Source organism: Pantoea sp. 22096 (genome assembly GCF_052045955.1).
GTDB classification, from domain to species: Bacteria; Pseudomonadota; Gammaproteobacteria; order Enterobacterales; family Enterobacteriaceae; genus Pantoea; species Pantoea alfalfae.
The window spans coordinates 1,816,121-1,835,547 of record NZ_JBQEPW010000001.1 but is presented as its reverse complement, the minus strand read 5'-3'; the positions used below and the strand labels follow the sequence as shown (position 1 = coordinate 1,835,547).

At 58.5% G+C, this 19,427-nt stretch carries 20 protein-coding genes and 1 riboswitch; of the genes, 12 read left to right on the top strand and 8 right to left on the bottom strand.

From position 1 onward, the window contains the following. Window positions 1-282: 282 nt before the first annotated feature. Window positions 283-759 (bottom strand): kinase inhibitor, encoded by a 477-nt coding sequence (locus ACTJKZ_RS08555; RefSeq protein WP_013357177.1) that lies wholly within the window; start codon window positions 757-759, stop codon window positions 283-285. A 75-nt stretch (window positions 760-834) separates the two neighbouring features. Then, on the bottom strand, window positions 835-2,139 hold the full coding sequence (bioA, locus tag ACTJKZ_RS08550; RefSeq protein ID WP_253421368.1) for an adenosylmethionine--8-amino-7-oxononanoate transaminase: 1,305 nt from the start codon (window positions 2,137-2,139) through the stop codon (window positions 835-837). Window positions 2,140-2,225: 86 nt separating this feature from the next. Here bioA and bioB point away from each other — a divergent pair, with 86 nt between their 5' ends. The 4 genes from bioB to bioD are packed head-to-tail and all read left to right on the top strand — an operon-like array spanning window position 2,226 to window position 5,815. Further along, window positions 2,226-3,257, top strand: coding sequence for a biotin synthase BioB (gene bioB / locus ACTJKZ_RS08545; protein ID WP_440829452.1), 1,032 nt, complete (start codon window positions 2,226-2,228; stop codon window positions 3,255-3,257). Continuing rightward, window positions 3,257-4,408: an 8-amino-7-oxononanoate synthase gene (gene bioF / locus ACTJKZ_RS08540; protein ID WP_440829451.1), complete on the top strand. Its 1,152-nt coding sequence runs from the start codon at window positions 3,257-3,259 to the stop codon at window positions 4,406-4,408. The genes bioB and bioF overlap by 1 nt, the downstream gene beginning before the upstream one ends. Next, a complete protein-coding gene (gene bioC / locus ACTJKZ_RS08535; protein WP_161736235.1) occupies window positions 4,392-5,147 on the top strand; it encodes a malonyl-ACP O-methyltransferase BioC in 756 nt (251 codons plus the stop codon). Before bioF ends, bioC begins: the two co-directional genes overlap by 17 nt. After that, entirely contained in the window at window positions 5,144-5,815 is a 672-nt protein-coding gene (gene bioD, locus ACTJKZ_RS08530; RefSeq protein ID WP_222924324.1) for a dethiobiotin synthase, read from the top strand. Before bioC ends, bioD begins: the two co-directional genes overlap by 4 nt. 3 nt (window positions 5,816-5,818) lie before the next feature. Here the strand turns inward: bioD and ACTJKZ_RS08525 are convergent, their stop codons facing one another. Continuing rightward, complete coding sequence (locus ACTJKZ_RS08525; protein ID WP_013357183.1) at window positions 5,819-6,541, bottom strand: ABC transporter ATP-binding protein; 723 nt, start codon at window positions 6,539-6,541, stop codon at window positions 5,819-5,821. An 892-nt stretch (window positions 6,542-7,433) separates the two neighbouring features. Between ACTJKZ_RS08525 and uvrB the strand changes: the two genes are divergently transcribed. Then, window positions 7,434-9,455 (top strand): excinuclease ABC subunit UvrB, encoded by a 2,022-nt coding sequence (gene uvrB, locus ACTJKZ_RS08520; protein WP_161736233.1) that lies wholly within the window; start codon window positions 7,434-7,436, stop codon window positions 9,453-9,455. Here the strand turns inward: uvrB and ACTJKZ_RS08515 are convergent. Continuing rightward, entirely contained in the window at window positions 9,439-10,362 is a 924-nt protein-coding gene (locus ACTJKZ_RS08515; RefSeq protein WP_161736232.1) for a gluconeogenesis factor YvcK family protein, read from the bottom strand. The genes uvrB and ACTJKZ_RS08515 overlap by 17 nt on opposite strands. Before the next feature lie 204 nt (window positions 10,363-10,566). After that, window positions 10,567-10,700: riboswitch (molybdenum cofactor riboswitch) on the top strand. On the opposite strand from ACTJKZ_RS08515, the gene moaA reads away from it, so the two are divergent. From moaA to moaE, 5 genes are all read left to right on the top strand, one after another. After that, on the top strand, window positions 10,690-11,676 hold the full coding sequence (gene moaA, locus ACTJKZ_RS08510) for a GTP 3',8-cyclase MoaA (RefSeq protein ID WP_161736231.1): 987 nt from the start codon (window positions 10,690-10,692) through the stop codon (window positions 11,674-11,676). Its footprint overlaps the riboswitch before it by 11 nt. Before the next feature lie 14 nt (window positions 11,677-11,690). Then, the gene (gene moaB, locus ACTJKZ_RS08505; protein WP_440829450.1) at window positions 11,691-12,206 is read left to right on the top strand and encodes a molybdenum cofactor biosynthesis protein B; all 516 of its coding nucleotides are present in this window, start codon (window positions 11,691-11,693) and stop codon (window positions 12,204-12,206) included. A gap of 2 nt (window positions 12,207-12,208) precedes the next feature. Further along, a complete protein-coding gene (gene moaC / locus ACTJKZ_RS08500; protein WP_161736229.1) occupies window positions 12,209-12,694 on the top strand; it encodes a cyclic pyranopterin monophosphate synthase MoaC in 486 nt (161 codons plus the stop codon). Beyond that, complete coding sequence (gene moaD, locus ACTJKZ_RS08495; RefSeq protein ID WP_161736228.1) at window positions 12,687-12,932, top strand: molybdopterin synthase sulfur carrier subunit; 246 nt, start codon at window positions 12,687-12,689, stop codon at window positions 12,930-12,932. Before moaC ends, moaD begins: the two co-directional genes overlap by 8 nt. Before the next feature lies 1 nt (window position 12,933). Beyond that, entirely contained in the window at window positions 12,934-13,386 is a 453-nt protein-coding gene (gene moaE, locus ACTJKZ_RS08490; protein ID WP_161736227.1) for a molybdopterin synthase catalytic subunit MoaE, read from the top strand. Window positions 13,387-13,475: 89 nt separating this feature from the next. On the opposite strand, the gene ACTJKZ_RS08485 is transcribed toward moaE, so the two are convergent. After that, the gene (locus ACTJKZ_RS08485; protein ID WP_440829449.1) at window positions 13,476-14,261 is read right to left on the bottom strand and encodes an OBAP family protein; all 786 of its coding nucleotides are present in this window, start codon (window positions 14,259-14,261) and stop codon (window positions 13,476-13,478) included. 106 nt (window positions 14,262-14,367) lie between these two features. Between ACTJKZ_RS08485 and ACTJKZ_RS08480 the strand changes: the two genes are divergently transcribed. Together ACTJKZ_RS08480 and ACTJKZ_RS08475 are read left to right on the top strand one after the other, a co-directional pair. Continuing rightward, window positions 14,368-15,462 (top strand): DUF1615 domain-containing protein, encoded by a 1,095-nt coding sequence (locus ACTJKZ_RS08480; RefSeq protein WP_440829448.1) that lies wholly within the window; start codon window positions 14,368-14,370, stop codon window positions 15,460-15,462. 98 nt (window positions 15,463-15,560) lie between these two features. Then, on the top strand, window positions 15,561-16,268 hold the full coding sequence (locus tag ACTJKZ_RS08475; protein WP_285086102.1) for a Bax inhibitor-1/YccA family protein: 708 nt from the start codon (window positions 15,561-15,563) through the stop codon (window positions 16,266-16,268). Between the two features lie 50 nt (window positions 16,269-16,318). Here ACTJKZ_RS08475 and ACTJKZ_RS08470 read toward each other — a convergent pair whose 3' ends face one another. The 3 genes from ACTJKZ_RS08470 to ACTJKZ_RS08460 are packed head-to-tail and all read right to left on the bottom strand — an operon-like array spanning window position 16,319 to window position 19,286. Next, the gene (locus tag ACTJKZ_RS08470) at window positions 16,319-17,284 is read right to left on the bottom strand and encodes a lysylphosphatidylglycerol synthase transmembrane domain-containing protein (RefSeq protein ID WP_222924320.1); all 966 of its coding nucleotides are present in this window, start codon (window positions 17,282-17,284) and stop codon (window positions 16,319-16,321) included. Then, complete coding sequence (clsB, locus tag ACTJKZ_RS08465; RefSeq protein WP_161736223.1) at window positions 17,284-18,528, bottom strand: cardiolipin synthase ClsB; 1,245 nt, start codon at window positions 18,526-18,528, stop codon at window positions 17,284-17,286. Before clsB ends, ACTJKZ_RS08470 begins: the two co-directional genes overlap by 1 nt. After that, window positions 18,525-19,286 (bottom strand): endonuclease/exonuclease/phosphatase family protein, encoded by a 762-nt coding sequence (locus tag ACTJKZ_RS08460; protein ID WP_440829447.1) that lies wholly within the window; start codon window positions 19,284-19,286, stop codon window positions 18,525-18,527. Before ACTJKZ_RS08460 ends, clsB begins: the two co-directional genes overlap by 4 nt. Between the last annotated feature and the right edge of the window lie 141 nt (window positions 19,287-19,427).

Below are 19,427 nucleotides of genomic sequence, written 5' to 3'. Positions count from 1 at the left end.
GCGTTTGCCACTGCCAGCTGTGAGATCGTGCAGACACAGGCAATAGGGTCAGATCGGAAAGACGCAAAAGCCGCCATCCATGGCGTGCTCGACCCGCGCAATTACGCACCTCATTCCTGAGGTGCGTCCGTTGCCGGGCCAACGCGTTGCGTTGTTCAAAAATGCTCCCGGCGTTTTTTTCCGGGCGGCGGGACGCTTTCCTCCTCTGACCCTATTCCCTGCAGTTTAAGCTAATGCGTTGCTGCCAGGTCACTCAGCTTTGGGTTTGTCAGACGGACTGAATTACTGATAATTCACGGTCAGCGAGGCGCTCGCCAGTGCGTGGAAATGCACATTAAAGCCGACCATTGCGCCACTGGCGCCTTCATCCACCTCAATCGTCTCCACATCCAGCGCATGCACGGTGAAAATGTAGCGATGGGTTTCGCCCTGAGGCGGCGCCGCGCCACCATAGCCCGCCTGACCGAAATCGGTACGGGTCTGGATTGCGCCTGCTGGCAGTGACGCTTTGCCGGAACCGGCACCCTGCGGCAGTGACGTGGTGCTGGCCGGAATATTCGCCACGACCCAGTGCCACCAGCCGGAACCCGTCGGCGCATCAGGATCGTAGCAGGTCACCACAAAACTTTTGGTGCCTTCCGGTGCCGCTTCCCAGGCAAGATGGGGAGAAATATTCTCGCCCTGATAACCCATGCCGTTGAAAACATGCTTTTCTGGCATCTTTTCGCCGTCATTAAAGTCCTGACTAAAAACGCGCATCACATCTCCTTAACTGTCGATGAATAGCCTTTCATCATAACCAAAAGCACCACCAGTGCCAGTGGTCAGCCCGCATCAGGCGGCAAAATGTTGCGAATGTTCCAGCGCGCTGCCCATCGCCTGCACCAGCTGACTCAGCGCCTGCGGCGAGATGATGTAGGGCGGCATCAGGTAAATCAGTCGGCCAAACGGCCGGATCCAGACGCCCTGTTCAACAAAGAACTGCTGTAGTGCCGCCATGTTGACCGGCTGATGGGTTTCCACCACGCCAATCGCCCCCAGCACGCGCACATCGGCCACCTGTGGTGAACGGCGCAGCGGCAGCAGCTCAGCCCGCAGCTGCTGTTCGATCGCGGCCACCTGTCGCTGCCAGTCACCTTCCGCCAGCATGCTCAGGCTCTCCGCCGCCACCGCGCAGGCCAGCGGATTCCCCATAAATGTCGGGCCATGCATAAAACAGCCTGCCGCGCTGCGGCTGATGGTATCAGCCACCTCGCGGGTAGTCAGGGTCGCCGCCAGCGTCATCATGCCGCCGGTCAGCGCTTTGCCGACACAAAGAATATCCGCGGTAATACCCGCGTGTTCACAGGCAAAGAGCTTGCCGGTGCGGCCAAATCCGGTGGCGATCTCATCCGCTATCAGCAGCACGCCATAGCGGTCGCACGCTTCCCGGACCTGCTGCAGATAGCGCGGATGATAGAAACGCATCCCGCCCGCACCCTGCACAATCGGCTCCAGGATCACCGCCGCCAGTTGCTGGTGATGCTGTTCGATCAGTCGGGTAAAATCATCGAAGTCGCGCGCGTCCCATTCATCATCAAAGCCGCAGGCCGGAGCCGCCGCAAAGTGGTGCTCAGGCAGATAACCGCGCCACAGGCTGTGCATCGAGTTCTCGGGATCGCAGACCGACATCGCGGCAAAGGTATCGCCGTGATAGCCGCGCTTCAGCGTCAGGAACTGCTGGCGAGTTTCACCCCGGCCCAGCCAGTACTGCAGCGCCATCTTCATCGATACTTCCACTGCTACCGAGCCGGAATCGGCCAGGAAAACGCACTCCAGCGCCTCAGGTGTCATCGCCACCAGCTGACGACAGAGTGCCACTGCTGCCGGATGGGTAATGCCGCCAAACATCACGTGCGACATCTGCGTGACCTGCTCCGTGAGCGCCCGGTTCAGGCGGGGATGGTTGTAACCATGAATTGCCGCCCACCACGATGACATTCCATCCACCAGCTCACGACCATCGGCCAGCTGCAGCTGAAAACCCTGCGCGGCAACGACCGGATAGCAGGGCAGGGGATCCCGCATCGAGGTGTAAGGATGCCAGATATGCTGGCGGTCAAAACGGGCATCATCCAGGGAGAAAACAGGGGTAGTCATCGGAGTTGTAAACCAAAATAAAAAAATATAGTTTACAAGTATACCCCTGCTTTCTGTCGGGATGACACCCTTTTCTGGAGTACCTAATGGCTCAACGCTGGACAATTGCACAGGCGCAAGCGCTGTTTGATCAACCTTTTCTTGAACTGATGTTTGAAGCGCAGCAGGTGCATCGTCAGCACTTCGACCCGCGCCAGGTGCAGGTCAGTACCCTGCTGTCGATTAAAACCGGCGCCTGTCCGGAAGATTGCAAATATTGCCCGCAGAGCGCGCGCTACAAGACCGGCCTGGAGTCGGAACGTCTGATGGAAGTGGAGGAGGTACTGACCTCCGCGCGTCAGGCCAAAGCCGCGGGTTCAACCCGTTTCTGCATGGGTGCCGCGTGGAAAAACCCGCACGAGCGCGATATGCCTTACCTGGAAAAAATGGTTGAAGGCGTGAAGGCGATGGGAATGGAAACCTGCATGACGCTCGGTACGCTCAGCGATCAACAGGCGCAGCGGCTGGCGGGCGCGGGCCTCGATTACTACAACCATAACCTCGACACCTCACCGGAATTCTACGGCTCTATCATCACGACCCGCAGCTACCAGGAACGTCTCGATACGCTGGGCAAAGTGCGCGACGCCGGGATCAAAGTCTGTTCGGGCGGTATCGTTGGCCTGGGCGAAACCGTGAACGACCGCGCCGGTCTGCTGGTGCAGTTAGCCAATCTGCCGACGCCGCCAGAGAGCGTGCCGATCAACATGCTGGTCAAGGTCAAAGGCACGCCGCTGGCGGACAACGATGACGTAGAGCCTTTCGATTTTATCCGCGCCATCGCGGTAGCGCGCATCATGATGCCAACCTCGCATGTGCGTCTCTCCGCGGGCCGCGAGCAGATGAGCGAGCAGACTCAGGCGATGTGCTTTATGGCCGGGGCGAACTCGATTTTCTACGGCTGCAAACTGCTGACCACGCCGAATCCGGAAGAGGATAAAGACCGCGTGCTGTTCCGCAAACTGGGGCTGAACCCGGAGCATACCCACACCCAACATGGCGATCAGCAGCAGGAAGAACAACTCAGCGAGCAGCTGTTCCATGCCGACACTGAACAGTTCTACAACGCGGCACTGTAATGAGCTGGCAGCAACGACTTCAGCAGGGGCTGGCGCAGCGCCGTGCGGCCGATGGCTGGCGGCAGCGTCGAATCATCGATCAGCAAGCCACCCGCACGTTAGAGAGCGGTGGCCGCCGCTATCTGCACTTCTCCAGCAATGACTATCTTGGTTTAACCCGCCATCCGGCGGTGATTGCGGGCTGGCAGCAGGGCGCGGCGCAGGCGGGGGCGGGGGCGGGTGCCTCGGGACACGTCACCGGTTATCACCGTCAGCATGCCGATCTTGAGGCGCAGCTGGCCGACTGGCTCGGCTACGACCGTGCGCTGCTGTTTATCTCCGGATTCGCGGCCAATCAGGCGGTGATTCATCTGCTGGGCGAGAAAAACGATCGCATCCTGGCCGATAAACTCAGCCATGCCTCGCTGCTCGACGCCGCCAGCCACAGCCCGGCGCAGCTGCGGCGTTTCAGTCATAACGATCCGGAGAGCCTGGCAGCACGGCTCGCGTCACCCTGCGAGGGGGAGACGCTGGTGGTGACCGAGGGGATTTTCAGCATGGATGGCGACAGTGCGCCGCTGGCTGCGCTGGCACAACAGACGCAGCAGGCAGAGGGCTGGCTGCTGGTGGATGATGCACACGGCATCGGTGTAGTAGGTGAGCAGGGGCGCGGCAGCTGCTGGCAGCAGGGCGTTAAACCGGAACTGCTGGTGGTCACCTTTGGCAAAGCTTTTGGCGTCAGCGGTGCTGCGCTGCTGTGCTGCGCCGATATCGCTGACTATTTCCTGCAGTTCAGCCGGCATCTGATTTACTCCACCGCCATGCCCGCCGCACAAGCCACTGCGCTGCAGGCGGCGCTGCGCGAAATTCAGCAGGGCGATGTGCTGCGCCAGCAGTTGCAGCAGAACATTGCGCATTTCCGGCGTGGCGCGGCCTCGCTGCCGTGGCAATTGATGGACGCTGCCAGCGCGATTCAGCCGCTGCTGATAGGTGAAAACAGCGATGCAATGGCGCTCTCTCAGCGACTGGCGGAGGCAGGCTGCTGGGTCAGTGCGATCCGACCGCCTACCGTGCCGCCGGGAACGGCCCGGCTGCGTATTACCCTGACCGCGGCACATCGCCCTGAAGATATTGACCGGTTACTGGAGGCGCTGCATGACGCTGCGGGTTGATAAGCAGGCGGTGGCGCGCGCCTTTGGCCGCGCGGCCAGCCATTATGATGCGCATGCTGCGCTGCAGCGCCTCAGCGGCAATGCGCTGCTGGCACGTGCACCCGTACAGAGCGGACTGCAGCTGCTGGATGCCGGGTGTGGCACCGGCTGGTACAGCAGGGTATGGCGTGAGCGGGGCAAACAGGTCACGGCGCTGGATCTCTCTCCGCAGATGCTGCAACAGGCGCGGGACAACGACGCGGCGCAGCACTATCTGGCGGGCGACATCGACGCACTGCCGCTGGCGGATAACAGCCTCGACCTGGTGTGGAGTAACCTGGCTGTGCAGTGGAGTGAAAATCTGCCCGGCGCGCTGCGTCAGTTCCGGCGCGTGCTGCGCCCCACTGGCACGCTGCTGTTTTCTACGCTGGGCGATGGCTCGTTGCAGGAGGTGCATGAAGCCTGGTCCCATCTGGATGCGTCGCCGCACGCCAACCGCTTTCTCAGCGAGACGCAGATTGCGGCGGCCTGCTACGCAGAGCAACTGCATTGCAGCGCGGAAAAAGTGACGCTGCATTTTCCCGATGCGCTCAGCGCCATGCGTTCGCTGAAAGGGATCGGCGCGACCCATCTGCATCAGGGCCGCGACGGGCAGCTCCTCACCCGACAACGACTCAACCAGTTAGAGGCGCACTGGCCGCGCGACCGGCACGGCTATCGCCTGAGTTACCATTTAATTTATGGAGTAAGTGCATCATGAAACGGCTGTTTATTACCGGCACCGACACCGAAGTCGGTAAAACCGTCGCCAGCGGCGCACTGTTGCAGGCCGCCGCCGCCGCGGGCTACCGCTGTGCAGGCTATAAGCCGGTTGCTTCAGGCTGTGAGATGACGCCAGAGGGGCTCCGCAACAGTGATGCGCTGGCGCTGCAGCGCTTCAGCAGCGTGCCGTTGAGCTACCAGCAGGTCAATCCGCTAGCGTTTATCGAACCGACCTCGCCGCACATCGTCAGCGCTGAAGAGGGCAGGCCGATCACCCATCTGGCACTGTCAGCAGGTCTGGCAGCGCTGGAGCCGCTGGCGGACTGGATTCTGGTCGAAGGCGCGGGCGGCTGGTATACCCCGTTGTCAGAGACGCACACCTATGCGGACTGGGTGGTCAGCGAACAGCTGCCCGTGATTCTGGTGGTGGGAATTAAGCTCGGCTGCATCAATCACGCCATGCTCACCGCCGAGGCGGTGCGCGCGCGTGGCCTGCTGCTGGTGGGCTGGATCGCTAACACCGTCGAGCCGCCAGGCAAACGCTATCAGGAATATCTCTCCAGCCTGAAGCAACGACTACCTGCCCCCTGCCTGGGCACGATTCCGTATCTCACCGATGCAGCGCAGCAGGCGTCCTGTGGACAGTACCTGACGCTGCCGCAGTGAGGTTCAGGCGACCGTCAGCCACTTATCCACGGTGTGGTCATCGAGCTGCTCCATGCTGCCCTGCGCCACATTACGGCCACGGTGCAGCAGCAGGAAATAGTCCGCCACACGCCGGATCAGCGACAGCCGCTGCTCCAGCAGCAGAATGGTCAGCCCGTAATCAAGGTTAAGCCGGCGGATCAGGTTGCCCATCTCCTCTTCCAGCCACGGCGACATCCCATCAGTCGGCTCATCCAGAATCAGCAGTTTGGGCTGCAGCACCAGCGCGCGCGCCAGTGCCAGCTGTTGCTGCTGATCGATGGGCAGATCGCCGCTGCGTTGCTGGCGCAGCGAGTAGAGCGCCGGGAACAAATCAAATACCATTTCAGGAATAGCACGATGACGGTCGCGCTGGCTGGCACCCGCGAGCAGGGCAATCAGCAGGTTATCTTCCACGCTCATCTGGGTAAAAATATGGCGGCCCTGAGGCACATAGCCAATCCCCATCTGCGCCCGCTGTTCAGCCGGTTGCAGCAGCAAATCTTCCGGCGGCGAGCCATCCTCTTTCCAGGAAATTGTGCCGCTGTTAATCGGCAATCTGCCCATAATGCAGTTGACCAGCGTGGTTTTGCCCATGCCAGGACGGCCCAGAATGCCGGTGCAGGTGCCAGGCGACAGATCCAGGTCCACATCCCACAGAATATGGTTCTGACCGTAAAATTGATTTACCGAACGTAGACTCAGCATCTGACACTCTCCTTCCCGATCATTAGCCTGATTGCTTCCGCTCTCTGTCGTCTGGCAAACAAGTCATCAGCAACGGTAGCCTCACCATTGCAGCACAGTGCGCATAAAGCGCGGTGACGTTACTGACTCCTGCAATTCCCAGGCCAGATCTTAAAATGGCCCTGTTTCCTGATACAGTGCGCTGTATCAGGGATAAAAGGTGAGAAAAACTTATCAATTACCCATGGTCATCACGCGCCTGCACTTTTACAGTGCCTGCGGGCGCTGTTTGTGGTGCAGACGTGCTGCAGTAACGCAGAATGTCTGATTAAGAATCTTAGTGGAATGATGATAATTTGCGTGCCACGCCAGAAGACAGATTAAAAATGCAGAATAATCCGTCAGCAGCCGACGCGAAATTTAACGCAAAAAAAATTATTTTCACTGAGGCGGGAGGGCAGGGAAAAATTATACACAGCTGATGGCGGCGGGGCTGCCATCACTTATCCACCATTCCTGTGGATAACCTTGTGCATTAGGTAATGAAAACCGGTTAGAAGCGAGGAAATACGCGGCCTGGTAACATAATGACGAGATTCTGGCCTTATGAGCTTAAATCAATAAAATCAGCTGGTTATCAAAAAACAAGCCTGAGAATTCTCTGTCAGGTAACCGAACTGTAATTTTGTGACGTTCTATTGACAAATGTTAAATCTGATCCCGGTCTGGGGATAACATTGCGCAACTCGCTTTGCGATAACGCCTCCACAATACGGGCAGGCTAAGACTCACCCTGATTGCATTAACTTTGCACGATTACTGTTTTTATATCCAGTATTATTTTCTGGCAAAATCACCATAGCAGAGTAAAATAAGTGCCTGCCCGCCGACTTCTCCAGCAGGAACTGCATTCATGACCAAAGCTTTTAAACTCAATTCCGCCTTTAAACCTTCGGGCGACCAGCCTGAGGCGATCCGTCGCCTGGAAGAGGGGCTGGAGGATGGACTGGCCCATCAGACCTTATTAGGCGTGACCGGCTCAGGTAAAACGTTTACCGTCGCCAACGTCATTGCCGACCTTAACCGCCCGACGATGGTGCTGGCACCGAACAAGACGCTGGCGGCTCAGCTCTATGGCGAGATGAAAGAGTTTTTCCCGGATAACGCCGTCGAGTTTTTCGTCTCTTACTACGACTACTATCAGCCTGAAGCCTATGTGCCGAGCTCCGATACCTTTATCGAAAAGGATGCATCGGTTAACGAACACATCGAACAGATGCGTCTGTCGGCCACCAAGGCGCTGCTTGAACGGCGCGACGTTATCGTGGTGGCGTCGGTTTCGGCGATCTACGGTCTGGGCGATCCCGATCTCTATCTCAAAATGATGTTGCACCTGACCCGCGGCATGATTATCGATCAGCGCAGCATTCTGCGCCGCCTGTCAGAGCTGCAATACACCCGTAACGACCAGGCGTTCCAGCGCGGCACTTTCCGCGTGCGTGGCGAAGTGATCGATATCTTCCCGGCAGAGTCGGACGATATCGCGCTGCGCGTCGAACTGTTTGACGAAGAGGTCGAGCGTCTGTCGCTGTTTGACCCGCTGACCGGTCAGATCGATTCAGTAGTGCCGCGCTTTACCATCTATCCCAAGACGCACTACGTGACGCCGCGTGAGCGTATTCTGCAGGCGATGGAAGATATCAAAGTCGAGCTGGCCGACCGTCGCCGGGTATTGCTGGAGAACAATAAGCTGCTGGAAGAGCAGCGTATTACCCAGCGTACCCAGTTTGACCTTGAGATGATGAGTGAGCTGGGTTACTGCTCCGGTATCGAAAACTACTCGCGCTACCTCTCCGCACGCGGACCGGGCGAAGCGCCGCCGACGCTGTTTGACTATCTGCCCGCCGATGGCCTGCTGGTGGTGGATGAGTCGCATGTGACCATCCCGCAGATTGGCGGCATGTACAAAGGCGACCGGGCGCGTAAAGAGACGCTGGTGGAGTATGGTTTCCGCCTGCCGTCGGCGCTGGACAACCGTCCGATGAAGTTTGAAGAGTTTGAGGCGCTGGCCCCGCAGACCATCTATGTCTCGGCAACGCCGGGCAAATATGAGCTGGAAAAATCGGGCGATGAAGTGGTTGACCAGGTGGTACGTCCTACCGGCCTGCTGGACCCGATCATCGAAGTGCGTCCGGTCGGGACGCAGGTTGACGATCTGCTGTCCGAGATCCGTCAGCGCGTGGCGATCAACGAACGTGTGCTGGTGACGGTGCTGACCAAGCGCATGGCGGAAGATCTTACCGAGTATCTCACGGAGCATGGCGAGAAAGTGCGCTATCTGCACTCCGACATTGACACCGTAGAGCGTATGGAGATTATCCGCGACTTACGTCTGGGTGAGTTTGATGTACTGGTAGGCATCAACTTACTGCGTGAGGGGCTGGATATGCCGGAAGTGTCGCTGGTGGCGATTCTGGATGCGGATAAAGAGGGCTTCCTGCGTTCCGAACGATCGCTGATTCAGACCATTGGTCGTGCGGCGCGTAACATCAACGGCAAGGCGATTCTTTATGGCGATAAAATCACGCCGTCAATGGCGCGCGCCATTGAAGAGACGGAGCGCCGCCGTGAGAAGCAGCAGCTGCACAACGAGCAGAACGGCATTGTGCCGCAGGGCCTGAATAAGAAGATCACCGATATTCTGGAACTGGGCAACAACGTGGTGAAAACCCGTGGTAAAGCGAAACCCGCCCGACCTGGCGAAGCTCAGGCACTGGCCGATTTGCAACTGCTAACGCCGCAGGCGCTGCAGAAGAAGATCCACGAGCTGGAAGGGCAGATGCAGCAGCACGCGCAGAACCTGGAGTTCGAACAGGCAGCCAGCGTGCGCGATCAGCTGCATGAGCTGCGAACGCTGTTTATTGCGGCCTCGTAGCGCCGTCAAAGCCCTGAATGGCGTGTTCCAGCGCCACCCGTAACAGCTGGCGGTCGTGACGATATTTAATGTCAGCGGCCTCCAGCGGTTCACGGACAATCAGCCGGTTCTCAATGCCCTCTGTGGCGACCGCCGGACCGACCACGACCGCATCAATCACCCGCTTGCCGATATAACGTTCCATCATCTGAAGCTTGTCAGCCACCGAAAGACTGGCCGCGGCAGGACTCAGCTCGCGACCCAGATTACCGATAAACACCATAGTGGCAGGCGTGCGACGCAGTGCCTGCGCCATCTCTTCCATCAGCAGAATCGGCATCAGGCTGGTATAGAAACTGCCTGGGCCAATCAGGATCAGATCCGCTTCTGCAACGGCCTGTAGCGCTTCCCGCGTCGGCTGGACGTTGGGGTGCAGCATCAACTCCTGCGGCGGCTGCTTCATCTCGTCAATCGCGGTTTCGCCGTAAACCATATTGCCTTCGGCATCCATCGCCACCAGATCCACTGGCTGCTCTGACATCGGGATTAAAAAGGCGTCGACCTTCAGCAGGTTACGGATGATGTTGATCGCTTCCAGCGGACGAACGCTCAGATGATCCAGCGCCCGCAGCATCAGGTTACCGAGATTGTGACCGGCCAGTTCGCCGTTACCGGCAAAGCGATACTCGAACATCGCGGAGGCGACGCTCGGTTCTGCAATCAGCTGGTTGAGGCAGTTGCGCATGTCGCCCCAGGCGATACCGCCTTCGGATCGACGAATGCGGCCGGTCGATCCGCCGTTGTCGGTGGTGGTGACGATGCCGGTGAGACGTGAGCCCAGCGGGGAAAGAGCCGACATCACGCGGCCTAAACCGTGTCCGCCGCCCAGTGCCACAACGCGATCAAGATCGGCCAGTGTGCGATTCATACTTCTCCTTACTATCCTTTCGCGTAGCGTGGCTCTAAACGCTAAGCCCGCGCGGATGACTTACGTCAAAATCTGGATCGCATTTTAACGTATCCTGTCGCGAAAATGCGGTGAAAATTCGATATGTATAAGAATATATAGCGAAAAGAGCAAATGGAAGAGTGGCGGAATTCACGCTACCATCATGTTTACCGCGCTGATCAACGGGTCAGCGTACACTCAAGCCTGAATGCCTAAGTCTGCGGATAGGGGGTTCAGGCCGTAGCCATCGAGCTGCCAGGGTGCAGGAAGAAATGACTGCATCTCCCAATCTGGAAAGGTGTTCTGGTGTCACAATTTACTGATGCATACGCGCGTAAGTTCTATTACCTGCGCCTGTCGGTCACGGATGTCTGTAATTTCCGCTGTACCTACTGTCTTCCTGATGGCTACAAACCGCAGGGAATTCGTAACAAAAGCTTTCTCTCTTTGGATGAAATCCGCCGCGTCACGCGGGCCTTCGCCGCAGCCGGAACCGAAAAAGTGCGGCTGACCGGCGGTGAGCCGTCGCTGCGCCGTGATTTTACCGACATCATTGCGGCAGTGCGTGAAAACGCCTCTATCCGCCAGATCGCAGTGACCACCAATGGCTACCGGCTGGCCCGCGACGTGAAGCAGTGGCGTGATGCGGGTCTGACCGCACTTAACGTCAGCGTCGACAGCCTGGACGCCCGTCAGTTTCACGCCATCACCGGCCAGGATAAATTCCATCAGGTGATGAGCGGCATCGACGCGGCGCTGGACGCCGGTTTTCGCCAGGTCAAAGTCAACAGCGTGCTGATGCGCGATCTCAATAGCCGTAATCTGGCGACTTTTCTTGACTGGATCCGCACCCGTCCGATTCAGCTGCGCTTTATCGAACTGATGGAGACCGGCGACGGCGGCACGCTGTTCCGCGATCAGCATGTGTCCGGCATGGTGATCCGCGATCAACTCATCGCCCAGGGCTGGCAGCGGCGCGAAAGCGGACGCAGCGACGGCCCGGCGCAGGTTTTTTACCATCCCGATTATGTCGGCGAGATTGGCCTGATCATGCCTTACGCCAAAGATTTCTGTGCCAGCTGCAACCGTCTGCGTGTATCGGCGCAGGGTAATCTGCACCTGTGCCTGTTTGGTGACGGCGGTGTGCCGCTGCGCGACCTGCTGGCATCCGATGCGCAGCAGGCCGAACTGCAGGCGCGCATCGCCAGCAGCCTGGGGCAGAAGAAACAGACGCACTTCCTGCATCAGGGCAACACCGGCATCACACAGAATCTCTCTTACATTGGTGGCTAATTTCAGGAGGAAGTATGGGTAAACCAGCCAGCGAATTTCAGGCCGTGCAGATTGCGGTGATGACGGTGTCAGACCGTCGCGATGCCAGCAACGACACCTCCGGCGACTATCTGCGCGAGGCGGCGGCAGAAGCGGGCCATGACGTCGTCGATCACGCCATCGTGCCGGATAATCTCTACCGCATTCGCGCCACAGTATCGCGCTGGATCGCCAGTGACGATGTACAGGTGGTGATCATTAATGGCGGCACCGGCTTTAACCTGAAAAACAGCACGCCGGAAGCGCTGCTGCCGCTGTTTGACCGCGAAATCGACGGGTTTGGCGAACTGTTCCGGATGATCTCCTATGAAGAGATTGGCGGATCGACGCTGCAGTCGCGCGCCATTGCCGGTCTGGCTAACGGGACGCTGATCCTGGCCGTGCCGGGCTCCACCAGCGCCTGTCGCACCGCCTGGGAGCGCATTATTGCTGACCAGCTTGATGTACGCACCGCGCCCTGTAATTTTGTCTCACATCTGAAAAAACGGTAAGTATGTCTCAACTCACACACATTAACGCCGCGGGCGAAGCGCACATGGTGGATGTCTCCGCCAAGGCTGAAACCGTGCGCGAAGCACGTGCCGAAGTGCTGGTGCTGATGCAGCCGGAAACGCTGCAGATGATTATGGAAGGCAGCCACCACAAAGGGGATGTCTTTGCCACCGCGCGCATCGCCGGGATCCAGGCAGCAAAACGCACCTGGGAGCTGATCCCGCTCTGTCATCCGCTGATGCTGAGCAAAGTGGAAGTGAACCTTGAAGCGGAACAGGACCATAATCGGGTTCGCATCACCTCGCTCTGTCGCCTGACCGGCAAAACCGGCGTCGAGATGGAAGCGCTGACGGCCGCCTCGGTTGCCGCGCTGACCATCTACGACATGTGCAAAGCGGTTCAGAAAGATATTGTCATTGATCAGCTGCGGTTAATCAGCAAGCGCGGCGGCAAAAGCGGTGATTTTCAGGCGGTCGCCCATGATTAAGGTGCTGTTTTTCGCCCAGGTGCGTGAGCTGACCGGCACCGCATCGCTTGAGGTCGGTGCGGAGTATCCGGATGTGGCCGCGCTGCGCGCTGCGCTGGCTGAACGTGACGATCGCTGGGCACTGGCGCTGGAGTCGGGCAAACTGCTGGCGGCTGTCAATCAGACGCTGGTGCCGATGAGTCACCCGCTGCACGCCGGTGATGAAGTGGCCTTTTTCCCGCCCGTGACCGGAGGCTGAGATGGAAACAGAGATTCGCGTCGGTCCCGCACCCTTTGATATGGCGGAAGCGTATCGCTGGCTGGCGGCCTGTGACGAAGATGGTGCCGTAGTGACCTTTACCGGCAAAGTGCGTAATCACAACCTGGGTGCAGACGTGGCGGCGCTGACGCTGGAACACTATCCCGGCATGACCGAGAAAGCGCTGCAGGAGATTGTGGATGCGGCGCGTGAACGCTGGCCGCTGCAGCGCGTTACGGTAATCCACCGCGTTGGCGAGCTGTTTCCGGGCGATGAGATCGTGCTGGTGGGCGTTACCAGCGCCCATCGCGGCAGCGCCTTTTCTGCCGCGGAGTTCATCATGGATTATCTGAAAACCCGCGCGCCGTTCTGGAAGCGCGAAGCGACAGAGCAGGGCGATCGCTGGGTGGATGCCCGCGACAGCGACCATCAGGCGGCCCGGCGCTGGGACTAAGACGACATTATGGCTCAGCGGGCCGGAGGGTTTCTGCCCGCTGAGTTTTCTCTGGACGCCTGCCCGCCCAGGCCTGCACATCCCATCGCTTAAGGTTGCTTCAGCTGCTCTGCCGGGCCAAAGCCGGTCTGACCGTGGCTGTGCTCACCGCCGCCACTGGTACGCTTCAGCTGGATGACCTGACCCTTTTCCCACGCGTTGGCACCAGGTGCCGCCGGATGCGCGACGATATCCGCCCGATCGGCCCGGATCTGTTTGCTGTCCACGCCAAAGCGACGATCGCGATCCGCCAGCAGCCGGGAATCCAGCTGACCATCTTCGGTAAAGCCCATCATCAGCGCCGGAATGCCGATCGGCAGCGTTTTGTCGCGGTCGGTGTGCCAGGTGTGCCAGGTTTTGCCATAGGTATTCACGATGCGCGTCATCAGCGCATGGTCGGCAACTTTCGGTAAGCCTGGCGCAATCAGCGTGCCGGACTTCACCTCATACTGATGGCTGTGCCACAGCTTCTTCTCTTCGGGCGGCAGGGTCTTAAACAGCCGTTCACTGATGATGTACTCCACGCCCATCAGCCGCGCGTCGCGCGTGTTGCCGTCGTAAATCACCGCCTGCATCACATCGTCGTTCAGCACGGTGACATAGTGGTGCGCCTCCATCTGACCGTTCTTGTCGCCATTATAAAAATGGAAGCCATCGAGATAGGTATTGATGGCGTCGATGGGCGGACGTGACTGCATCACGCTGGCGCCGGTCTCCAGTACTTTAAGCGAGGAGGAGGTGGGCGCGCCCGGTGACTGCACCTGGGCAGGCGTATTATTAGCGCCGCAGCCGGTTAATAACAGGCTGAATGCCGCAGCAGGCCAGAGTTTAAACATCGTAAGTTCCTTTAACGTTAAAAAAGGTAACCTTAGTTCAGTTCTCTCCTGCCTGTGTAACTCTGGCGATGATAGAGTAGGGTTTTGGTTCATTCTGAGGACAGGCATGTCATCCACCCCGATTCTGCAACGTCTGACACTGGTCGCCGCACTGGTGCTGGCGGGTTGTAGCAGCAAGAAAACCCTGGAGGCGCCCGTACGGCAGCCTGAAGATGTCAAAGCACAGATCCAGCGGCTGCTGCCGTCGCACGTCAGCAATAAAGCGGCCTGGAGCGACGATATCTACACCACCTTCCGCACGCAGCAGATCGAACCCAGCGCCAGTAACCTCTGCGCGGTGATTGCCGTGGCGGATCAGGAGAGCAACTTCAGCGCCGAAGCTGCCGTGCCGGGACTGCCGAAAATCGCCTGGGGTGAGATCAACCGCCGTGCGGCGCAGGTGCATGTGCCGGCCTTCCTGGTTCGCACCGCGCTGCTGATTAAATCGCCGACCGGCGAAAGCTATGCGGCCCGGCTCGATAAAGTGCGCAGTGAAAAAGATCTCAGCGCCATTTTCGATGACCTGATCGATATGGTGCCGATGGGCCAGACGCTGTTCGGCAATCTCAACCCGATCCACACTGGCGGGCCGATGCAGGTCAGCATTGCGTTTGCCGAAGCGCACGCCAAAGGCTACCCGTGGCCGGTAGATGGCACGATCCGGCGCGAAGTCTTTACCCGTCACGGCGGGATCTACTTCGGCACCATGCACCTGCTTGGCTACCCGGCTGACTACAGCCAGCCGCTCTACCGCTTTGCCGACTACAATGCGGGCTGGTACGCCAGCCGCAACGCGGCGTTTCAGGCGGCAGTGTCAAAGGCTACCGGCATGAAGCTGGCGCTGGATGGCGACCTGATCCTCTATGGCTCAGACGCGGCAGGCGGTACCGAACTGGCTGTGCGCACGCTCTCGAAGCAGATCGATATGAGCAACAGCGCCATTCGCCGCGACCTGGAGAAAGGAGAGAAAGAATCATTCAGCGACAGTGAACTCTGGAAACAGGTCTTTGCCCTGGCGGATAAAATGGCGGGTCGTAAGCTGCCGCGCGAAATGCTGCCGGGCATCAAGCTGGAAAGCCCGAAAATTACCCGTAATCTGACGACGGCGTGGTTTGCGCAGCGCGTCGACAGCCGTTATCAGCAGTGTCTGTCGCGGCGTTAACCGGCATGTTGTGGCACAGTTGAGCTGAGCTGTGCCACACTTAACTCTGGCATGGCTCCCGGCAGGGAGCTGTTCATCCGTTCAACAAGAGGTGCATCATGGACCGATATCCACGCAATGATTCCATCGTTCAACCCGCATCTCGCGGTTTACAAGCCTATATGGCGCAGGTCTATGGCTGGATGACCTGCGGTCTGTTACTGACCGCATTTGTCTCCTGGTTCGCGGCGCGCACGCCCGCAGTCATGGAGCTGGTGTTTGCCAATCGCATTACCTTCTTCGGGCTGATTATCGCGCAGCTGGCGCTGGTGTTCTTCCTGTCAGGCATGGTGCATCGTCTGAGCGGGGCCGTAGCCACCGGGCTGTTTATGCTCTATTCAGCGCTGACCGGCATTACCATGGCGAGTATTTTCCTGGTCTACACCTACTCCTCCATCGCCAGCACCTTCTTTGTCACGGCAGGGATGTTTGGCGCGATGAGCTTCTACGGCTATACCACTAAACGCGACCTGAGCCGTTTTGGCAGCCTGCTGTTTATGGCACTGATAGGCATTGTGCTGGCGTCGCTGGTGAACTTCTGGCTGAAAAGTCCGGCGCTGATGTGGGCGATTACCTACATCGGTGTGGTGGTGTTTGTGGGATTAACCGCTTATGACACGCAGAAGCTGAAAAACATCGGTGAGCAGATCAATGCCCGCGACACGGAAAACCTGCGTCGCTACTCGATTATGGGCGCACTGACGCTCTATCTCGACTTCATCAACCTGTTCCTGATGCTGCTGCGGATTTTCGGTAACCGCCGCTAATTTTCGGTGTAAAAGGGGGAGACGCACAGGTTGCGCCTCCCCCTTTTTTATTATGACTTCTGTAACTTCTGCTCGTTCTTCTGACGCAGATGCTTCGCCCGACTCTCCAGCCCCAGATAGAGCACCAGCGCTAACAGCAGCGGCAGGATAAAGTAGAGCACGCGATAGGCCAGCAGCGCTGCGATAATGGTGCCATGCGAAGCGTGCTGACCGCTGAGCAGTGCCAGGAACACCGCTTCCAGAACCCCAATGCCCGCCGGAATATGAATGATTACCCCGGCAATACTGCTGATCAGCAGCACGCCCAGCACCATCGGATAACCGACGTCTCGTCCCAGCAGCAGCCAGATAATCGCCCCCATCACCATCCAGTTGGCGCAGGAAACCGCAAACTGCAGCAGTGCCATGCGCAGCGAAGGCAGCTGCAGCGTCTGGCCTTTAATGGTCCAGCGACGCTGCTTCGAGAAGGCGCAGGCCCAGAGGTAAACCGCCACCAGCACCAGCAGAACCACACCAATCAGCCGCAGCGTGGTTTCACCAATAAACCAGCCGCCGGGGATAGAGACCATGCCAGCGCTGAACACCACGCCCGCCAGCAGAATATAGCCCAGCCAGTTAGTCGCGATGCTTAGTGAGAAGATGCGGGTGATGGTGCCGCTGTCCAGGCCGAGGCGGGAATAGAGCCGGTAGCGCATGGCGACGCCGCCCACCCAGGTACTCAGCGTCAGGTTAAAGGCGTAACAGATAAACGACACCAGCATGACCTGTCGCTTCGCCAGCTTATGACCGCAGTAGGCGCGGCCAATCAGGTCATAGCAGCCGTATACCAGGTAACTCAGCACCACCAGTCCGGCGGCGGTCAGGACGACAAAGCGGTTGTAGTTAACGATGACGTCGTAAACATCTTCCCAGTTCACTTTGCGGGCATAAACCACCAGCAGAACCACCACCGCGACGAAAAACAGCACGGTGAGGATTTTTTTTGCCAGTTGCCAGCGTGGATGTTTTTTTGCCATCAGGATTTTGCTCCCGGGTTGTCTGCTTCTACACGATCCTGCGTCTCCATTTCAGGCTGTACCGGGGCGCTGACCTGAGCCAGCAGCGGTGTGTGCGCCGGAAGCCAGCCCGCGATGGCCGGGAAATGGCGCAGGAAATGGAATACCACCACGCTTTTACTCAGTTGCCACCAGTTGCGCGGCGGCAGACGATCCTCCTGCACGCGCTGGCAGTCGTTAGCCAGCAGCGCTTCGAGGTTGTCACGCAGCGTCTGGTTGAACGGCCTGTCGTGGATGATCAGGTTAGCTTCCAGATTCAGAGAGAGGCTCAGCGGATCGAGATTGCTGGAGCCGACAGTGGCCCAGTAATCATCTTTTACGGCGATCTTGCCGTGCAGCGGACGACGGATATATTCGTAGACTTCCACGCCACCATCGACCAGATAGTTGTAGAGCAGCTCCGCGCCCACTTTCACAATCGGCATATCCGGCTCACCCTGCACGATCAGCCGTACCCTGACGCCACGCTGCGCGGCATTGCGCATCTCACGCAGAAGCCGGTAGCCGGGGAAGAAGTAAGCGTTGGCAATAATCACATCGCGCTTCGCCTCGCGCAGCATCTCCAGATAATGCACTTCGATATCGTCACGATGCTCGTCGTTATCACGAAAGACATAGAGGACCTGGGCATCGCCGGGTTTAGCATTCACCGCCGGACGATGAGAACGCGATCCCCACCAGCGCCGGGTGTGCTGCTCGCTGCCAATCGCCTGTTGCAGATAGCGGGCGATGTCTGCCACGACCGGGCCTTTTACCTGCACGGCGTAATCCTGCTTCGCCTCCGGGCCGTAATCAGTATTGTGCTCGGCCGAGAAGTTGATACCGCCAACAAAGGCGACCACGTCATCCACCACTACCGTTTTACGGTGCAGACGGCGGAAGACGTTGGTACGCATCCCCATCACCAGCGGACGCGGATCGTAGTAGATGAAACGCACGCCCGCGCTGGTCAGGCTGTTCACAAATTTGTCAGAGAGTTCAGCGGAGCCGTAGCCATCGACCATCACTTCGACCCGCACGCCGCGCTGGGCCGCTGCCAGCAACTCACGATGCAGGGCGTTACCGACCTCATCTTCGAACAGAATAAAGGTTTCGATCAGAACTGAGCGTTCTGCCCGCTGGATCGCACCAAAGACGCGCGGGAAAAACGCTTCACCATTTTCCAGCAACAGCAGCCGGTTGCCTTCCTGCCAGTTAAAATTCATAGATGAATCTCCACCGCCAGCGGCGCATGGTCGGAAAGATGGGACCAGGGTTTTCGCGGCAGTGCCCACGGATGACTGACGGTAGCATTGCGCACATAGATGCGGTCAAGCCGCAAGAGCGGGAAGCGCGCCGGGAAGGTGCGCGCCGGGCGTCCGGTTTTCATACTGAATACCTCTTTCAGGCCTGCGCCCTGTTTTAAAATGGCGTTCGCACGTCTCTGCCAGTCATTAAAATCGCCTGCCACGACGACCGGCGCGTCGGGCGGCAGCGAGTTGACCATTTCACAGATCTTCTTCATCTGCGCGTGACGATGCGCCTCTTTGAGACCCAGGTGAACACAAATGACATGCAGCGTGCCGTGCGGCTCGGGCAGGGAGATCTGACAGTGCAGCATGCCGCGATTTTCACTGCCTGCCACCGAGATATCCCGGTTCTCATAGTCGGTTATCGGGAAGCGTGACAGCACCGCGTTGCCGTGATGCCCCTCCGGATAGACCGCATTGCGGCCATAGGCAAAATCGTTCCACATGGTGTCGGCCAGAAACTCATAATGAGGCGATTCAGGCCACTCTTCATGGTTAAGGGAGTGGATGGCATGTGTGCCCATTACCTCCTGGAGAAAGACCACATCCGCCGAGGTTGCGCGAACGGCTTCGCGCAATTCCGGCAGGATGAAGCGGCGATTAAACGGAGCGAACCCCTTGTGTGTATTGATCGTCAGGACTTTTATTGAAAATCCTTGCGCATTTTGTGGCATACTCGCGACGCACTCCTTTTCATCATCAATAGAATCAAAGTGTAGTCTTTGTCACAAATGGGTGGTGAGAGAGCGCGATATTTAGGGCGTTATCCGAAAATTGTTTTACATTGAGGAAACCGTTTCCGGCTTGTGCCGGTA